Raw genomic sequence first — 16648 nt, forward strand, 5'->3', positions numbered from 1 at the left:
GCCGGCGGCGTCGTGCGGGGTGGGCTGGACGGGGCGGGTGGTCTCGTGGGTCACGAGACCTGCTGCCCCGGGGTCACGTCGGCGGTGCCGTCGGTGACGACCGTCTCGCCCTCCCGCAGCCCCTTCGTGATCTCCACGTCGGCGTCCCCGCGCACGCCGATCGTCACGTCGCGCCGCTCGGCCTTGCCGCCGGTGACGACCCACACGCTGTCGGAGTCCTTCGACCCGTGCTGGGACCCGGCGCGCAGGATCGCCGAGGCGGGCACCTCGACCACCCCGGTCACGCTCTTCACCACGAGCGAGACGGTGGCGCTCATCCCGGGCAGGGGGGTCGCGGCGGGAGCGCCGTCGGGGCCCGTCCCGCCGTCGTAGCTCAGGCGCACCGTGTACGTGACCGATCCGCCGCTGCCGGTCTGGGCCGTCGGGTCGACGCTCGTGACCGTCCCGCGGTACTGCGCACCGTCGACGGCGTCCACGGCGACGTTCGCCTTGACGCCGGGCGTCACCGTCAGCACGTCCGTCTCGTCCACGTCGGCGGTCAGGCTGAGCGTGGAGGCGTCGATGAGCGTCACCAGGGTCGAGCCCTGCGAGACCGCCGCCCCCTGGGTCAGGACGGGCGCACCGGCCGCACCGGAGGTGTCGCCCCCACCACCGCCGGCGCCCGAGGGCAGGGACAGGCCGCTGCCGGCGAGCAGCTGCTCGGCACCGGCCGGCAGCGAGGAACCGCCACCCCCGCCGGAGGCCCCCAGCGAGACGCGACCGGAGATGGGCGCCTTCACCGTCAACGCGTCGACCGTGGCCTGGGCGGCCGCGACGGCGGCCCGTGTCTGGATGCGCTGGGCCGAGCCGAGGGAGGCGACCGCGGTGTCGAGGTTGCCCAGACCGGCGTTGACCTGGTCCACGAGGGCCTGGGTCTGGGACGCGAGCAGCTGGTACTGCGTCCGGGAGGACTGCACGGCCGCCAGCGCCGCGGCCTGCGCGGTCGGGTCGGAGATCGTGCGCGCCTGCGCCTCGGCGGCGGCGAAGCGGGTCTGCGCGTCGCGCTCGGCGGCGCGCTGCTGCGCGGCCAGCTGCGACGGGGTCATCGCGGAGGAGGACCCCGACCCCGATCCGCCCTTCGCCGCGTCCGCGTCGGCGGACTCGGCCTGCTGCAGCGCCTGGACGGCCGAGGGGGAGTCGATCGTCATGAGCACCTGACCGGCCTGGACCTCCTGGCCGTCGGTGACGGCCAGCGTCGCGACCGTCCCCGCCGCGGGCGCGGTCAGGACCGAGGACGCGCGCGGCTGGACCTGCCCGGCGGCGTCGACGACCTGCTGCACGTCACCGCGCGCGACCCTGCCGGTGCCGATCTTGGCCGTGTCGTCCCCCGAGCTGCACCCGGCCACGACCAGCGCGGCGGCGGTCCCGACGGCGGCGACGGACAGGACCCGGGCAGCGGGACGCCGAGGACCGGGAACGGATCCGGGACGGGTGAGGGCTCGCACGCGGTCACACTAAGCGCTGGTCCGGCCCCGGGAGTCCCCCTCAGGGCCCAGGTGCGAGACACCTCACGTCCACCCTCCGTTGCACACCCCCCGCGACCTCCGACGCACTGTCGTACCCTCGCGACGGTGAGTGAGACCGTCGCGCTGTACGACCCGTCGGACCCCGTCGGCCGCGTCACCGGCACCGCGTCCCGCGCCGAGGTCCGGGCCCGCAACCTCCCCCACGCCGCCACCGGCGTCCTGCTGCGCCACCCCGACGGCCGGGTCCTCGTGCACCGCCGCACCGACACCAAGGACGTCAACCCCGGCGCCCACGACTGCTTCGCCGGCGGGGTCGTCGACGCGGGCGAGACACCGCGGTACGCCGCCCACCGCGAACTGCGCGAAGAGCTCGGGCTGGACCTCGACCTCACCCCCGTCCTGACCCGCTGGTACCGCGACGCGACCGTGCACTACCTGGCCTTCGTCTTCGAGGCCCGGTGGGACGGCACCCCGCTCACGCTGCAGCCCAGCGAGGTCGACACCGCCTGGTGGGAGGAACCGGACACGCTGCGTCGACGCCTGGACGACACCACGTGGCGCTTCGTGCCCGACACCCGGGAACTCCTGGTCCACTGGCCGCGCTGGTGGCAAGATCCGGCCCGCCCTGTGACCGCACCGTGACCCCGCTGTGGGGGCGCGAGCCACCGTGACGGAGACCCGTGACCCCCAGCCCCCGTCGAGACACGACCTCGCGCCTGCCGTGGGTCGACACGGCCCGCGGCGCCGCCATCGTCCTCGTCATCACCCACCACGCCGTCCTCTTCACCACCGCCGAAGGCCTGGGCCACCCCGGGTGGACCGCGCTCAACGAGACCCTCCGCCTCCTGCGGATGCCGCTGTTCTTCTTCCTCTCGGGGATGCTCGCCGTGCGCGCCGTCCAGCGCCCCTGGGCCGACCTCCTGCGCCGCCGCGTCACCAGCGACCTGTGGGTCTACCTCCTGTGGGCCAGCGCCGCCTTCGCCGCCTTCACCCTGCTCCCCTACGCCCGCGACGACCTCCCCACCGGCGTCTCCGGCTGGCTGCTGGACACCCTCCTGCTCCCCGGCAACGGCGCCTGGTACCTGCTCGCCCTCGCCCTGTACCTCGTCGCCGGCCGCCTCACCCGGAGCGTGCCGACCCGCGTCCTGCTGCCCGCCGCCGCCGTCGTGGCCGCCGCGTTCGGCCCGGGCCAGCTCGTCCGGTACAGCTTCGTCTGGAGCGACGTCCTCACGCTGTTCGTCTTCTTCGCCGCCGGGCTCCGCCTGCGCGACCTCGCCCTCGGCCTCACCGACCGCGTCCCCGGACCGTTCGCCGTCGCCACCGCAGCCACCGCCACCGGCGCTCTCGCGCTCACCGTCACCGGTCTGGGCCTCACGCAGGTCCCCGGCGTCCGCCTCCTCGTCGGCACCACCGCCGTCGCGACCGGCTGCGCCGTGGCCGTCCGCCTCGCCCCCACCCTCGGCGGCCGCGCCCTGGCCGACGTCGGCCGGCGCACCCTGCCCGTCTACGTCACGCACGAGATCGTCCTCGCCGTGCTCGTCCTGGCCCTCGCCCCCGCCGCCGGCACCGCGCTCGCCGGACCGCTGTCGCTCGTCGCCCCCGCCCTGCTCGTGGCCGCGGCGCTCGCCGTCTGCCTGCCGCTGCGCACCCCGCTGGCCCGCGTGCCGTGGCTCCTGCACGCACCGTGGGCCGCACCCCGCCAGCGCGAGGTGCGGCCCACGGCGGAACCGGTCGTGCAGGGGGTCTAGAGGTACTGCCCCGTGTTGGCGACGGTGTCGATCGACCGCCCCGCCTCGGTGCCCTTCTTGCCCTGCATGAGGGTGCGGATGAAGACGATCCGCTCCCCCTTCTTGCCCGAGATGCGCGCCCAGTCGTCCGGGTTCGTCGTGTTCGGCAGGTCCTCGTTCTCCTTGAACTCGTCGACGCACGCGCTCATGAAGTGGTCCACCCGCAGACCCCGCTGCTGGGACGTCAGCAGGTCCTTGATGGCCATCTTCTTCGCGCGGTCCACGATGTTCTGGATCATCGCGCCGGAGTTGAAGTCCTTGAAGTACAGGACCTCCTTGTCCCCACCGGCGTACGTGACCTCGAGGAACTCGTTCTCCGGGGTCTCCGTGTACATGCGCTCCACGGTCGCCTGGATCATCGCGTCCACCGTCGCCCGCGCGTCCCCACCGTTGACCGCGAGGTCGTCCGCGTGCAGCGGCAGGTCCGGCGTCAGGTACTTCGAGAAGATCTGCCCGGCGCTCTCGGCGTCCGGACGCTCGATCTTGATCTTCACGTCCAGACGGCCCGGCCGCAGGATCGCGGGGTCGATCATGTCCTCGCGGTTGGAGGCGCCGATGACGATGACGTTCTCCAGCCGCTCCACACCGTCCAGCTCCGAGAGCAGCTGCGGCACGATCGTCGTCTCCACGTCCGAGGAGACCCCCGACCCGCGCGTGCGGAACAACGACTCCATCTCGTCGAAGAAGACGACGACGGGCGTTCCACCGCTGGCCTTCTCCCGCGCCCGGGCGAAGATCAGCCGGATGTGCCGCTCCGTCTCCCCCACGTACTTGTTGAGCAGCTCCGGACCCTTGATGTTGAGGAAGTAGGCGTTCGCGTGCGTCTGACCGCGCAGCTCCGCCGCCTTCTTGGCCAGGGAGTTCGCGACGGCCTTGGCGATGAGCGTCTTGCCGCAGCCGGGCGGGCCGTACAGCAGGATCCCCTTCGGGGGCCGCAACCCGTGCTCGCGGAACAGGTCAGCGTGCAGGAACGGCAGCTCCACCGCGTCCCGGATCGCCTCGATCTGCGGACCCAGACCACCGATGTCCTCGTAGTCGATGTCCGGCACCTCCTCGAGGACCAGCTCCTCGACCTCCGCCTTCGGGATCCGCTCGAACGCGAACCCCGACCGCGTGTCGATGGTCAGGGAGTCCCCGACCCGCAGCGGACCGTCCAGCAGCGGACCCGCCAGGCGCACGACGCGCTCCTCGTCGGCGCGGGCCAGCACGAGGGCCCGACCGTCCGCCAGGACCTCCTTGACCGTGGCCAGCTCGCCCGTGCGCTCGTAGTCGAAGGCCGCCACGACGTTCATGGCCTCGTTGACCATGAGGTCCTGACCGGGCTGCAACGACTCCAGGTCCACGGCCGGGCTCACGGCCACGCGCATCCGGCGGCCGGCCGACATGATGTCCGCCGTCCCGTCCTCGCCCCCGGCCTGCAGGAACGTGGCGAACTGGGCCGGCGGCTGACCGAGGCGGTCGACCTCGGACTTCAGCGCGACGATCTGGTCACGCGCCTCGCGCAACGTGGAGGCCAGCCGGTCGTTCTGGGCGCTGACCTGGGCGAGTCGGGTGCGGGCCGCTCCGAGCTGTTCCTCGAGCGCGGCGAGGTGGCGGGCGTCCCGCTCACCGCCACCGCCGAAGCGGCGTGTGGGCTCCGTCATGGCGCATCTCCCGTCCTGGGTGGTGCATTCGACCCTAACCCGCGCCCTGGCGATCGCGCGGCGGTATCGCCCCGGCGCGCCACGCTCGGTGCTGCTCTGCAGCAGAACGTGACCTGGCGGCAACGTGCCGGACACATCCGCGCCCCACCAGCCGAGGCCGTCGGGGAGACTGACCCCGGCACCACCCACCGCGTCGACCTGGAGGACAGCCCGTGACCGCCACCGAGCAGGAGCTGACGGAGGGCCTCGCGCACTGGGCCGCCCGCGCCGCCACCCTCGACGCCGCCGACCCCCTCGCCGGCCACCGCGACGAGTTCCTCCTCGACGCCGCCCCCGCCGTCAGCGCCTACCTCGACGGCAACTCCCTCGGCCGCCCCCTCAAGGCCACCGCCGCCGCCGTCGACGCCTTCGTCCACCACGAGTGGGGCGGCCGGCTCATCCAGGGCTGGAGCGGCGACACCCACGTCCCCGACGGCGGCTGGATGGACTGGCCCGTCGACCTCGGCGACCGCGTCGGCCGCGCCGCCCTCGGCGCCGCCCCCGGCCAGACCGTCGTCGCCGACTCCACGACCGTCCTCTTCTACAAGCTCGTCCGCGCCGCCGTCGACCGGGGCCTGCGCGAGGGCCGCGACGAGGTCGTCTGCGACACCGACAACTTCCCCACCGACCGCTTCGTCCTCGAGGGCGTCGCCGCCGAACGCGGCGTCACCCTGCGCTGGATCGAGACCGACCCCGCCGCCGGCACCACCCTCGACCAGGTGCGCGCCGCCGTCGGACCCCGCACGGCGCTCGCGACCTTCAGCCACGTCGCCTACCGCTCCGGCCACCTCGCCGACGCCGAGGGCATCACCCGCGCCGTCCACGACGCCGGGGGGCTCGTGCTGTGGGACCTGTCCCACTCCGTCGGCTCCGTCCCGCTGGAACTGGACGCCTGGGGCGTGGACCTGGCGGTCGGCTGCACCTACAAGTACCTCAACGGCGGTCCCGGTGCCCCGGCCTTCGCCTACCTCGCCCGACGCCACCACGGCCTGCTGCACCAGCCCGTGCAGGGGTGGATGGGGCACGCCGACCCCTTCGCCATGGGCCAGGGCTACGCCCCCGGGCCGGGGGTGCGGCAGCTCGTGTCCGGCACCCCGCCGATCCTCGGCATGGTCCCCGTCCGCGTGGGCGTCGAGCAGCTCGAACGGGTCGGCATCCACGCCGTCCGCGAGAAGTCGCTGCTGCTCACCGGGTTCGCCGTCGAGCTCGCCGACGCTCTGCTCGCCCCGCACGGCGTCGAGGTCGTCACCCCCCGCGACCCGGCCGCCCGCGGCGGCCACGTCACCGTGCGGGCCGGCCGCAGCGGCGCCGACTTCCGCGACGTGACCCGGCGCCTGTGGGCCGACGGAGTCGTGCCCGACTTCCGCACCCCCGACGGCATCCGCCTCGGCCTGGCCCCCCTGTCGACCAGCTTCGGCGAGGTCCTCGACGGGATCGTCGCCCTCGAGCGCACCGTGCGGCCCGCGTGAGCGGCAACACCCGGGCGGTCGAGCCCGACGTCAAGACCGACTTCACCCGCGACATGTCCTACGGGGAGTACCTGCACCTCGACGAACTCCTCACCGCCCAGCACCCCCTGTCCGTCCCCGAGCACCACGACGAACTGCTCTTCATCGTCCAGCACCAGACGTCGGAGCTGTGGCTCAAGCTCGTCCTGCACGAACTGCGCTCGGCCGTGCGCGCCGTCGGCGCCGACGACCTCAAGACCGCGCTGAAGAACATCGCCCGCGTCAAGCACATCCAGCGCACCCTCACCGAGCAGTGGTCCGTCCTGGCCACCCTCACCCCCACCGAGTACGCCCAGTTCCGGGGGTTCCTCGCGAACTCCTCGGGGTTCCAGTCCCACCAGTACCGGGCCGTGGAGTTCGTGCTGGGCAACAAGAACGCCGCGATGCTGGACGTCTTCGCGCACGACGCGGCCCGGCACGCCGAACTGGCCGAGCTGCTGCACGCTCCCAGCCTCTACGACGAGTTCCTGCGGTTCCTCGCCCGGCGCGGGCACGCCGTCCCCGCCGCCCTGCTCGAACGCGACGTCACCCGAGCCCACGTCATGGCCCCCGACCTCGTCCCCGTGTTCCGGCGCATCTACGAGCAGGCCGAGGAGTTCTGGACCGAGTACGAGGCCTGCGAGGAGCTCGTCGACCTCGAGGAGAACTTCCAGCTCTGGCGGTTCCGGCACCTCAAGACCGTCGAGCGCACCATCGGCTTCAAGCGCGGCACCGGCGGGTCCTCGGGCGTCGACTTCCTCGCCCGCGCCCTCGACCTCACGTTCTTCCCCGAGCTGTACGCCGTCCGCACGGAGATCGGGTCCTGATGACCGATCCCCTCCCCGGCCTCGTCGCGGTCGCCACGCCCGGTGTCCTCGCCGGTTCCCGCACGGCACGCGAGGTCCTCGACGCGGCCCTGCGGGCCCGGGGGCTGCGCGGCTCCCTCGTCCTGACGGCCGACGACGCGGAGTTCCGCGCCGCCCTGGCCACCGCCGCCCGCACCGGGGAGTTCCTCCTCGTCACCGGCGACGACACCCCGGCGGACGAGCTGCTCGGGGACCTCGACACGACGGTCGTCCGGGTCGACCTCGACGCCCGGGACGTCGACCCCTCCCGCCGCGTCCGCCGGCACGTGCGGTGGCGCGGCACCGGCGGGCTCCGGTTCGCGGTCGACGACTGGTTCTTCGAACGGACCTCCCCCGCGGTCCGCGTCCCCTACGGCGACGACCCCGACCAGTACGCGCACCTCCGGCTGCCCGACCCCGCCGTCCACGGCCCCGGACCGCACCCCGTCGCCGTCCTCGTGCACGGCGGGTACTGGCGCTCGCGCTGGGAGAACGACACCCTGCACGCCGCGGCCACCGACCTCACCGCCCGCGGCTTCGCGACCTGGAACCTGGAGTACCGCCGGCCCGACCGGCACGGCTGGGACGCCACCACCGCCGACGTCGCGGCCGGGTACGCGGCGCTCGCGCAGGTCGAGGGTCCGCTCGACCTGTCGCGCGTGGTGACGCTGGGGCACTCGGCGGGCGGTCAACTCGTGGGGCGGCTCACGGCCGACCTGCCAGCGGGCGGGAAGCCGGCGCTGACCGTGTCGCTGGCCGGCTGCCTGGACCTGCACTCGATCCACGCCCGCGCCCTGTCCGAGCACGCCGTCGCGGGTGCCCTCGGGGGGACACCGGAGGAACTGCCGGACGTCTACGCGGCGTCCTCCCCGCTCGCCCGGCTCCCCCTCGGCGCGCCCGTCGCGGTCGTCTGCTGCCGGGGCGACGACCCGGACCTGCTCGACGCCTCCCGGCGCTTCGCCGACGCGGCACGGGCGGCGGGCGACGAGGTGCACGTCGTGGAGGAGGACGGCGACCACTTCTCCGTCGTGGACCCGGGCAGCGCCGTGTGGGCAGGGCTCGTCCGGGTGCTGGTGGACGAGGTGCGGGGCTGAGGGGTCCCCCGTACCCTCGTGGCGCACGGTCGGGATCACGGCTGCGCGCGGGTCGTCGGAGGGCGGGAACAGGTCGATGTCGTCGGTCTCGAGGATCGACGGGTTCCAACGTCGGCACCCCGTCGTCGGCTACCCCCTGGCGGTGGTCTACAAGTTCTTCGAGGACCAGGGCGCGTACCTCGCCGTCATCATCACCTACTACGGGCTGCTGAGCCTGGTGCCGCTGCTCCTGCTGCTGTCGACGATCCTGGGGTTCGTCCTGGCGGGGAACCCTCGGGCCCAGGAGGAGATCGTCAACTCGGCCGTCTCGCAGATCCCCGTCATCGGTCAGGAGATCGGGGACCCGGGCGCCGTCGGGGGCGGGGGCATCGGCCTGACCATCGGGATCGTCGGTGCGCTCTACGGTTCCCTGGGCGTCGGGCTTGCCGTGCAGAACGCCGTGAACACCGCGTGGGGCATCCCACGGAACGAGCGTCCGAACCCCTTCAAGGCACGGCTGCGCAGTCTGTTGCTCATGGTCACGGCGGGGTTGTTCGTCGTGGGGACGACGGTGCTCAACGTCGTCCTCGGGGACGTCGTGGGGGACGCCGGGTTCCTGTCCGACGCCGCGAGCCGCGTCGGCTACACCCTCCTGGCAGGGGTCGGGTTCACCATGGCGTTCTGGCTCGCCGCCGCGCACCGGCCACCCTTCCGCACGATCCTCCCCGGCGCACTGACCATGGCGGTGCTCTGGCAGTTGCTGCAGTACTTCGGGCGAGGTCTCGTCTCGCTCGTCGCGGAGCGCAGCAGCGTGTCGAACCAGGTGTTCACCGCCCTGCTCGGCGTCATCGCCTTCCTGTTCGTCACCTCGGTCTGCGTCGTGCTGTGCGTCGAGGTCGACGTCGTGCGCATCCGGAAGCTGTACCCGCGGGCGCTGCTCACCCCGTTCACCGACGCCGTCGAACTCACCCCCGGCGACCAGCGCGCCTACACGCGGATCGCGAAGGCGCAGCGGCACAAGGGGTTCGAGAAGGTGCACGTCGAGTTCGGGGAGTCACCCCTGGAGCAGCGGCGTGCGGCCGAGGCGGCCGGCGAGGAACGAGCAGACGGTGACCTGGAGCGGGTGGTAGAGGATGACCGGTAGGGCCACGAGCCCCACCACGTGCGGGTCGAAGAGGACCGTCGCCATCGGCAGCCCCGTCGCGAGCGACTTGTTGGACCCGCAGAACGCGATCGTGATGCGGTCCGCGCGGTCCGCTCCCCACAACCGCGGCGTCCACCAGGCCACCGCCAGGACGGCGGCCAGGAACACGGCGGCGCACAGCACGACGACGACCACTTCGGCCACCGTCACCTCCTGCCACACGCCCTGACGCACCCCGCGGCTGAACGCGGCGTAGACGACAGCGACGATGACACCCCGGTCCAGCAGCGTGAGACGCCGCTTGTGCGCGCGGACCCAGTCCCCGATCCAGCGGCCCGCCACGAGCCCGACGAGGAACGGGACGAGCAGTTGCAGGAGGATGCGGCCGACGGCGCCCGCGTCCGGGCCGGCCCCGGACGACCCGAGGAGCAGCGCCGCCAGCAGCGGGGTCAGGCCGATGCCGGCGAGGTTCGACACCGTGGCGCTCACCACGGCCCCCGGCACGTTCCCCCGGGCCATCGCCGTGAAGACGACGCAGGACTGGACGGTGGAGGGCAGCGCCGACAGGAACAGCAGCCCCGCGACGAGCCCGTCGTCGAGCAGACCGCCCACGACGAACGCCAGCAGCAGACCGAGCACGGGGAAGACGACGAAGGTGGTCGCGGCGACGGCACCCTGCAACCGCCAGTTGCGCAGCCCGGTGACCGCCTCCGCGGGCGCCATGCGGGCGCCGTAGACGAAGAACAGCACCCCGACGCCGATCGTCGTGCCCCACGAGAACCCGGTGGCCGCGGCGCCACCGGCGGGCAGCAGCGCGGCCACGAGGACCGCGCCCAGGATGGCCACGACGAAGGGTTCGACGCGGCGCAGGACGGGGACCTCGGACCAGCGGCGCACCCGCGGCACCCTACTGCCGCAGAACGTGGTGGTTGCTCGGAGCCTCGAGGGGGTAGTGCGGCACAGTGGCGTCATGAGCCACGGCAGCCCGCTCGTCGACGTCCCCACGCTGCGCGCAGAACTCGCCGGCGGGGACCCGCCCGTCCTGCTCGACGTGCGCTGGGCCCTGGGCGGGCCGGACGGCGCGGCCGAGTACGCGGCGGGCCACCTGCCGGGGGCCGTCTTCGTGGACCTCGACACCCAGCTGTCCCGGCCGCGGCGCGCCGGTGAGGGACGGCACCCGCTGCCGGACCCCGCGGCCCTGCAGGAGGTCCTGCGGGACGCCGGGATCTCGGCGGGATCGCCGGTGGTGGTCTACGACGCCGCGACGTCCACGAGTGCGGCGCGCGGGTGGTGGGTCCTGCGCTGGGCGGGTCTGCGCACCGTGCGGGTGCTCGACGGCGGACTGGCCGCGTGGACCGCCGCGGGCCTGCCGCTGAGCACCGACGTGCCACTGCCGGACCCCGGCGACGTCGAGGTCGCGCCCGGCACCCTGCCCGTCCTCGACGCCGCGGAGGTCGCCGAGCTGGCCCGGACGGGTCTCGTGCTCGACGCGCGGGCGGCCGAGCGGTACCGCGGCGACGTCGAGCCCGTCGACCCCGTGGCCGGTCACGTCCCGGGCGCGGTGAACTCCCCCACGACGGCGAACGTCACGGCGTCGGGGACGTTCCTGCCGGCCGAGGAGCTGCGGGCGCGGTTCGCGGCCGTCGGCGCGGGGGCGGAGGAGCCGGTCGGCGTGTACTGCGGGTCGGGCGTCACCGCCGCGCACACCCTGCTGGCCCTGGAGGTCGCGGGTCTGCGCGGGACGCTCTACCCCGGCTCGTGGTCGGAGTGGGTGGCCGACGCGTCCCGGCCGGTGGCCACGGGCGCCGACCCCGGGTGATCGTCGAACGCGTCGAGGACGGCGTCTCGACGGTCGTCTTCCGGGTCCGGACGCAGGCTCGGACCTGGTACCTGCGGTTCGGAGAGGAACCGGAGGACGACCTCTGGACGGATGCGGAACTGCACGCCCGGCTGCTCGCCGCAGGCGTCCCCGTCCCGCAGTTCGTCGCCGTGGCCCGGGTGCCGGACGCTGACCGGTGGGCGGGTCTGACGACCGAGGTGCCGGGCGGACCGCTCACGGACGTGCGGCACGCCCCCGCCGTCCTCGAAGTGGCGGGCCGACACCTGCGGACGGTCAACGCGTTCCCCGTCGAGGGTTTCGGGTTCGTCCGCCGCCGCGGACCGGGGTGGCCGCTGCGGGCGGAGTTCGCCACCCACGAGGAGTTCGTGCGGTCCCACCTGCCGGACCCGTGGCCCGGTCGGCTCGGTGGGGTGTTCACGCCGGGCGAGCTGGACCGGTTCGCGGTCCTGGTCGCCGAGCAGGCGGCGCTGGACGTGGACCCCTCGTTGGTGCACGGGGACTTCGACGTGACGCCCGTGTTCTGCGACGGCGCGAGGTTCACGGGGTTCATCGACTTCGGGGAGGCCCGCGGCGCCGAACCCTGGTTCGACCTCGCACACTTCCTGCTGCACGAGGGCGAAACCCTGCCTGCCGGGCTGATGCCGCACCTCCTGCGCGGGTACGGGCCGACCGTGGGACCTGCCGCGCTGCGGCGCAGCGCGGTGCTGCTCGGCCTGCGTCAGCTGTGCCGGTGGCTCGGGCCCCTGCGGAACCTGCCCGACGAGCACCCCCAGGTGCAGCACCGGGTGGCGCGATTGCGGGAACTGCTCGTCGACGCAGGGTGATGTCCACAGGCGCGGAACGGCGGCCGCCTTCGATGTCGGAGGTGGCTGGTACAACTGGGACGGGCCGCTGCAGTCGTCTTCAACCCATTGCAGCGCAACGCTTTCGCCCTTGTCGACGAAGCCGTCGGACGCTAGGGTTGCGCCATGACGCCGACCGCCGCGCCCCCTCAGGACCCCCTGGAGGACCTGGGGAACCTGAGCCCCGCGCAGCTCATCGACGTCATCACCGACGCCGAACGGCAGATCCGCGCCCTGACCGCCCGCCAGGTCCAGGCCACCGCCCGCTACGCCCACCTCATGGCCACCGAACCCGGCGGCGAGGCGGCCACCACCCGCGAGATCGCCCTGGCCCGGCACGTCTCCCCCCACACCGCCACCTCCCTGCTGACCGCCGCGACCGTCCTGACCACCCAGATGCCCGCCACCCTGGCCGCCCTGCGCGACGGCCTCATCACCGAACACGCCGCCCGCACCGTCGTCACCGCCACCGGCCACGTCAGCCCCGCTGACCGCGCCCGCATCGACGACCGGATGCGCCGGGAGTACCGCCGCAAAGGCGTCGGACACCGCTACCTCGCCGGCGCCGCCCGCGCCCTGGCCGACGCGATGGACCCCGCCGCCGCCGTGGCCCGCAACCAGCGCGCCGAAGGCACCCGCCGGTGCAGCGTCCGCCCCGGGCTGGACCACATGACCTACTTCACCGCCGTCGGCACCCCCACCCACAACCTCACCCTGCTCACCACCTTGCGCCGCGCCGCCGCCGACCAGCTACGCGCCAACCCCCACGACGAGCGGACCGAGGACCAGGCGATGTACGACGTCCTGTTCGCCCGCGTCACCGGCCTCGACCTCGTCACCGACCCCCTCCCGATCACCCTCGAACTCGTCATGGACGAAGCCGCCCTCCTGCGCGGCGGGAACACCTCCGCCCGCGTGTGGTGCGACGGCATCGACGGCGGCCCCCTACCCGCCCGCCAAGCCCGGGAGCTGGTCCTGGACGCCGCCGAACGGGACCAGACGTGGGTGCGGCGGCTGTACACCGCCCCGGACACCTCACCGGCCGCGGGTGAACTGGTCGCGATGGACGCGAAGTCCCGCCTCTTCCCACCGGCGCTGGCCCGCTACCTGCGACGGCGGGACCAGGTGTGCGCCACCCCGTGGTGCCAGGCCCCGATCCGGCACGTCGACCACGTCACCCCCTGGGCGCGGGGAGGCAGGACGAGCGTCGCCAACGGGCAAGGCTTGTGCCGGTCCTGCAACTACACCAAGGACCTGCCCGGCTTCACCACCACCAGCGACGACCGCGGCCGGACCGTCCTGACGGTCAGGACCGGGCACCGGTACCGGCGCGAACCACCGCCGGTGCTGGGGCACCCCACCCTGCCCGAACGCCGCACCGCAGACCGACGTCGGGAAGGACGTCGGGCCACCGACACCTCCACCGCGACGCGAGACCGACCTCGGGCCGGAGGCCCTCCTCCGCGGTCGGGTGACGGGCCGGGAACGATCCCAGGTCGAGCCTCCCCGCCCCCTCCCCGGGCCGGGGGCCAGCGTGTAGCGTCGAGATCGTGGTCGCTGCTGACATCTCCCCTGACCTGACGGACACCCCCACGACGAAGCTCATCCACGTCGGCCTCGGCGGCTGGGGTGGTGACTGGGAGCGCAACGCCATCCCCCCGGTGACGGAGGTCGACCGCGTCGCCATCGTCGACGCCCACGAGCCGACCCTGCGCGCGGCACAGGAGAAACTCGGCCTGCCCGACGCCATGTGCTTCACCTCCCTCACCGAGGCCGCGGGGTCCGTGGCGGCGGAGGGCGTCATCGTGACCGCCCCGATGGACTTCCACGTCCCCGTCGCCCTGGAGGCCCTCGACGCGGGGCTGCACGTCCTCGTGGAGAAGCCGTTCGCGGGGACGGTCGCCGAGGCCCGCACGGCCGTCGAGCGCGCCGAGGAACTGGGCCTCGTCCTGCAGGTCAGCCAGAACTACCGGTTCTACCCCGGACCGCAGAAGGTGCGGGAACTGCTGTCGACCGGCGCGGTCGGTGACCTGTCGGTCGTCCACGTCGACTTCCGGCGCTGGGACCACGACGCGCCCCTCGAGACGTACCGGCACTACCAGTTCCCGCACCCGCTCATCTACGACATGGCGATCCACCACTTCGACCTGCTGCGCATGACGACCGGCCGCGAGGCCGTCAGCGTCTACGCCAAGGTCACCGACCCCTCGTGGAGCAAGTACACGGAGGAGGCGGCCGCCGTCCTCGTCATCGAGCTCGAGGGCGGCCTCGTCTGCAGCTACCGCGGCAGCTGGGTCTCCCGGGCGCCGGAGACGCACTGGGACGGCGAGTGGGTCTTCGAGGGCCAGGACGGCTACGTCACCCTCGCCGGCCGCGGCAACGACGGCCCGGCCGACGACGAGGTCCGCCTCGGGCTCGGGGGGAAGCCCGCCGAACCCGTCGAGCTCCCGGTGATGGACGTCTGGGGCCGCTCGGCCGGGCTGCGCCAGTTCGCCCGGGCGATCCGCGGCGGCGGGGCACCCGACGTGACGGGCCGCTCGAACCTCGGCAGCGTCGCGCTCATGGAGGCCGCGGCCCGGTCCGCCGCCTCGGGGAAGGTCGAACCCGTGGAACAGGTCGGAGGGACGGTCGCGTGAGGGTCCTGGTCTGGAACGAAGGCGTCCACGAGGCGAACGGGTCCCCGCCCGACATCGCCGACTACTACCCCGAGGGCATGCACGGCGCCATCGCCGCCGGGCTGCGCCGGTTGCTGCAGGACGCCGAGGTCTCCACGGCGACGCTGGCCGACCCCGAACACGGCTTGACCGCCGACGTCCTGGACCGGACCGACGTCCTGCTCTGGTGGGGACACGTCGCCCACGACCAGGTCGACGACGCCGTCGTGGCCCGGGTCAAGCAGCACGTCCTCGGCGGGATGGGTCTGCTCGTCCTGCACTCGGGGCACTTCTCGAAGATCTTCCGCGACCTGCTCGGCACGACGTGCTCCCTGGCGTGGCGCAACGAGGGCGAGCAGGAGCTGGTGTGGACGGTCAAGCCGTCCCACCCGATCGCCCAGGGCGTCCCGCACCCCCTCGTCATCCCGCGCCAGGAGATGTACGGCGAGCTCTTCGACATCCCCGACCCCGACGACCTGGTGTTCATCAGCTCGTTCGCGGGCGGCGAGGTGTTCCGGTCCGGGGTCACGTTCACCCGGGGCCAGGGCAAGATCTTCTACTTCTCCCCCGGCGACCAGGAGTACCCCGTCTACCAGCAGCCGGAGGTCCAGCAGGTGCTGGCCAACGGGGTCCGCTGGGCGGCCCCCACGGGTGAGCGCGCCGTCCCCGACGTCAGCAACCCGCCCCGCCAGTGGCTGCTCTGACCTGACGGGGAGCGGGCTGCGCCGGCGTCAGTCCTCGAACGTCTCGTCCGACTGCTCGTCCGCGCTGGCCGACGCCTCGGCGCCCCGCGCGGCCTCCCGGGCCGCGCGGCGCACCTTGCGGTCCGAGATCGGCCGGTCGCCGTACTCGGTGCCCTCGACGACCTCGACCTCGGCGGCCTCCCCGTCCACGGGGTAGGCGCCGGGGGCGGGACGGCGCTTGCGCAGCGGCGGGGTGTACCCGTCGGCCAGGCGCCGGGACGTGATGAGGAACCCGGTGTGCCCGATCATCCGGTGCTGCGGACGGACGGCGAGCCCCTCCAGGTGCCACCCGCGCACCATCGACTCCCACGCCTCCGGTTCGGTCCAGCGCCCGGACGCCCGCATCGCCTCGGCGACGCGCGAGAGCTGCGTGGCGGTCGCGACGTAGCAGATGAGCACCCCGCCGGGGGCGAGGTGGTCGGCCACGACGTCGAGGCACTCCCACGGGGCGAGCATGTCGAGGACCGCGCGGTCGGCGACGACGTCCGTCGTCGGCAGCGTCTCGACGAGGTCGCCCACCCGCACCGTCCACGCCGGGTGCGGCCCGGCGAAGAACGTCTCGACGTTGCCGCGGGCCACGTCGGCGAAGTCCTGCCGGCGCTCGAAGGAGTGCAGCTGCCCGTGGTCGCCGACGGCGCGCAGCAACGACATCGACAGCGCACCGGACCCCACCCCGGCCTCGATGACCGTGGCCCCGGGGAACACGTCCGCCATCTGCACGATCTGCCCGGCGTCCTTGGGGTAGACGACCGCGGCCCCGCGCGGCATCGACAGGACGAAGTCCGTCAGCAGCGGCCGCATCACGAGGTACTCGATCATCGCCGTGTTGACGATCGTCGTGCCGTCGGGGCGGCCGATGAGCTCGTCGTGCAGGAACTTGCCGCGGTGGGTGTGGAATTCCTTCCCCGCGGTCAGGGTGATCGTGTGCATCCGGCCCCGGGGGTCGGTCAGCTGCACCCGCTCGCCTTCGCGCAGCGGTCCACGGCGGGTGGTCGCACCCGTCGGCGGGTGGGCAGGGTCGATCACAGGGTCCTCTTCCGTTCGTC

General features: G+C 73.6%; 14 protein-coding genes and 1 pseudogene. 11 read left to right on the top strand and 4 right to left on the bottom strand.

The features are described 5' to 3' along the window. Positions 1–50 precede the first annotated feature (50 nt). Positions 51–1484: an efflux RND transporter periplasmic adaptor subunit gene (locus tag AB0637_RS11905; protein WP_366172381.1), complete on the bottom strand. Its 1434-nt coding sequence runs from the start codon at positions 1482–1484 to the stop codon at positions 51–53. A gap of 126 nt (positions 1485–1610) precedes the next feature. Here AB0637_RS11905 and AB0637_RS11910 point away from each other — a divergent pair, with 126 nt between their 5' ends. Together AB0637_RS11910 and AB0637_RS11915 are read left to right on the top strand one after the other, a co-directional pair. Next, complete coding sequence (locus tag AB0637_RS11910; RefSeq protein ID WP_366172382.1) at positions 1611–2147, top strand: NUDIX domain-containing protein; 537 nt, start codon at positions 1611–1613, stop codon at positions 2145–2147. A 38-nt stretch (positions 2148–2185) separates the two neighbouring features. Next, positions 2186–3253 carry an acyltransferase family protein gene (locus AB0637_RS11915; protein ID WP_366172383.1) on the top strand — a complete coding sequence of 356 codons (1068 nt, stop codon included), beginning with the start codon at positions 2186–2188 and terminating at the stop codon, positions 3251–3253. Here AB0637_RS11915 and arc read toward each other — a convergent pair. After that, a pseudogene (arc, locus tag AB0637_RS11920) lies at positions 3250–4893 on the bottom strand (proteasome ATPase); the annotation flags it as partial. The gene AB0637_RS11915 and the pseudogene arc sit on opposite strands and share 4 nt — an antisense overlap. A gap of 254 nt (positions 4894–5147) precedes the next feature. On the opposite strand from arc, the gene AB0637_RS11925 reads away from it, so the two are divergent. The 4 genes from AB0637_RS11925 to AB0637_RS11940 all read left to right on the top strand — a co-directional run bounded on the left by AB0637_RS11925 (position 5148) and on the right by AB0637_RS11940 (position 9523). Then, positions 5148–6443, top strand: a complete 1296-nt coding sequence (locus AB0637_RS11925; protein ID WP_366172384.1) for an aminotransferase class V-fold PLP-dependent enzyme — start codon at positions 5148–5150, stop codon at positions 6441–6443. After that, entirely contained in the window at positions 6440–7288 is an 849-nt protein-coding gene (gene kynA, locus AB0637_RS11930; RefSeq protein WP_366172385.1) for a tryptophan 2,3-dioxygenase, read from the top strand. The genes AB0637_RS11925 and kynA overlap by 4 nt, the downstream gene beginning before the upstream one ends. Further along, entirely contained in the window at positions 7288–8400 is a 1113-nt protein-coding gene (locus tag AB0637_RS11935; RefSeq protein WP_366172386.1) for an alpha/beta hydrolase, read from the top strand. The genes kynA and AB0637_RS11935 overlap by 1 nt, the downstream gene beginning before the upstream one ends. A 76-nt stretch (positions 8401–8476) precedes the next feature. Further along, positions 8477–9523 (top strand): YhjD/YihY/BrkB family envelope integrity protein, encoded by a 1047-nt coding sequence (locus tag AB0637_RS11940; RefSeq protein ID WP_366172387.1) that lies wholly within the window; start codon positions 8477–8479, stop codon positions 9521–9523. Here the strand turns inward: AB0637_RS11940 and AB0637_RS11945 are convergent. Then, the gene (locus AB0637_RS11945) at positions 9434–10420 is read right to left on the bottom strand and encodes a bile acid:sodium symporter family protein (protein WP_366172388.1); all 987 of its coding nucleotides are present in this window, start codon (positions 10418–10420) and stop codon (positions 9434–9436) included. The genes AB0637_RS11940 and AB0637_RS11945 overlap by 90 nt on opposite strands. Positions 10421–10493: 73 nt before the next feature. Here AB0637_RS11945 and AB0637_RS11950 point away from each other — a divergent pair, with 73 nt between their 5' ends. From AB0637_RS11950 to AB0637_RS11970, 5 genes are all read left to right on the top strand, one after another. After that, positions 10494–11342 carry a sulfurtransferase gene (locus tag AB0637_RS11950; RefSeq protein WP_366172389.1) on the top strand — a complete coding sequence of 283 codons (849 nt, stop codon included), beginning with the start codon at positions 10494–10496 and terminating at the stop codon, positions 11340–11342. Continuing rightward, complete coding sequence (locus tag AB0637_RS11955) at positions 11339–12187, top strand: phosphotransferase (RefSeq protein ID WP_366172391.1); 849 nt, start codon at positions 11339–11341, stop codon at positions 12185–12187. The genes AB0637_RS11950 and AB0637_RS11955 overlap by 4 nt, the downstream gene beginning before the upstream one ends. Before the next feature lie 144 nt (positions 12188–12331). Then, positions 12332–13786, top strand: a complete 1455-nt coding sequence (locus tag AB0637_RS11960; protein WP_366172392.1) for a DUF222 domain-containing protein — start codon at positions 12332–12334, stop codon at positions 13784–13786. Beyond that, positions 13756–14841 carry a Gfo/Idh/MocA family oxidoreductase gene (locus AB0637_RS11965; protein WP_366172393.1) on the top strand — a complete coding sequence of 362 codons (1086 nt, stop codon included), beginning with the start codon at positions 13756–13758 and terminating at the stop codon, positions 14839–14841. Before AB0637_RS11960 ends, AB0637_RS11965 begins: the two co-directional genes overlap by 31 nt. Beyond that, a complete protein-coding gene (locus AB0637_RS11970) occupies positions 14838–15563 on the top strand; it encodes a ThuA domain-containing protein (RefSeq protein WP_366172394.1) in 726 nt (241 codons plus the stop codon). Before AB0637_RS11965 ends, AB0637_RS11970 begins: the two co-directional genes overlap by 4 nt. A 27-nt stretch (positions 15564–15590) precedes the next feature. Here AB0637_RS11970 and AB0637_RS11975 read toward each other — a convergent pair whose 3' ends face one another. After that, a complete protein-coding gene (locus AB0637_RS11975) occupies positions 15591–16628 on the bottom strand; it encodes a tRNA (adenine-N1)-methyltransferase (RefSeq protein ID WP_366172395.1) in 1038 nt (345 codons plus the stop codon). Positions 16629–16648 lie beyond the last annotated feature (20 nt).

The organism is Kineococcus sp. NPDC059986, assembly GCF_040702905.1.
Taxonomy (GTDB): domain Bacteria; phylum Actinomycetota; class Actinomycetes; order Actinomycetales; family Kineococcaceae; genus Kineococcus.

Excerpts from the sequence above, each read along its gene's own strand:
- AB0637_RS11960 (WP_366172392.1), top strand. The coding sequence starts at position 12,332 with ATGACGCCGACCGCCGCGCCCCCTCAGGACCCCCTGGAGGACCTGGGG.
- AB0637_RS11935 (WP_366172386.1), top strand. The coding sequence starts at position 7,288 with ATGACCGATCCCCTCCCCGGCCTCGTCGCGGTCGCCACGCCCGGTGTC.
- AB0637_RS11940 (WP_366172387.1), top strand. The coding sequence starts at position 8,477 with ATGTCGTCGGTCTCGAGGATCGACGGGTTCCAACGTCGGCACCCCGTC.
- AB0637_RS11950 (WP_366172389.1), top strand. The coding sequence starts at position 10,494 with ATGAGCCACGGCAGCCCGCTCGTCGACGTCCCCACGCTGCGCGCAGAA.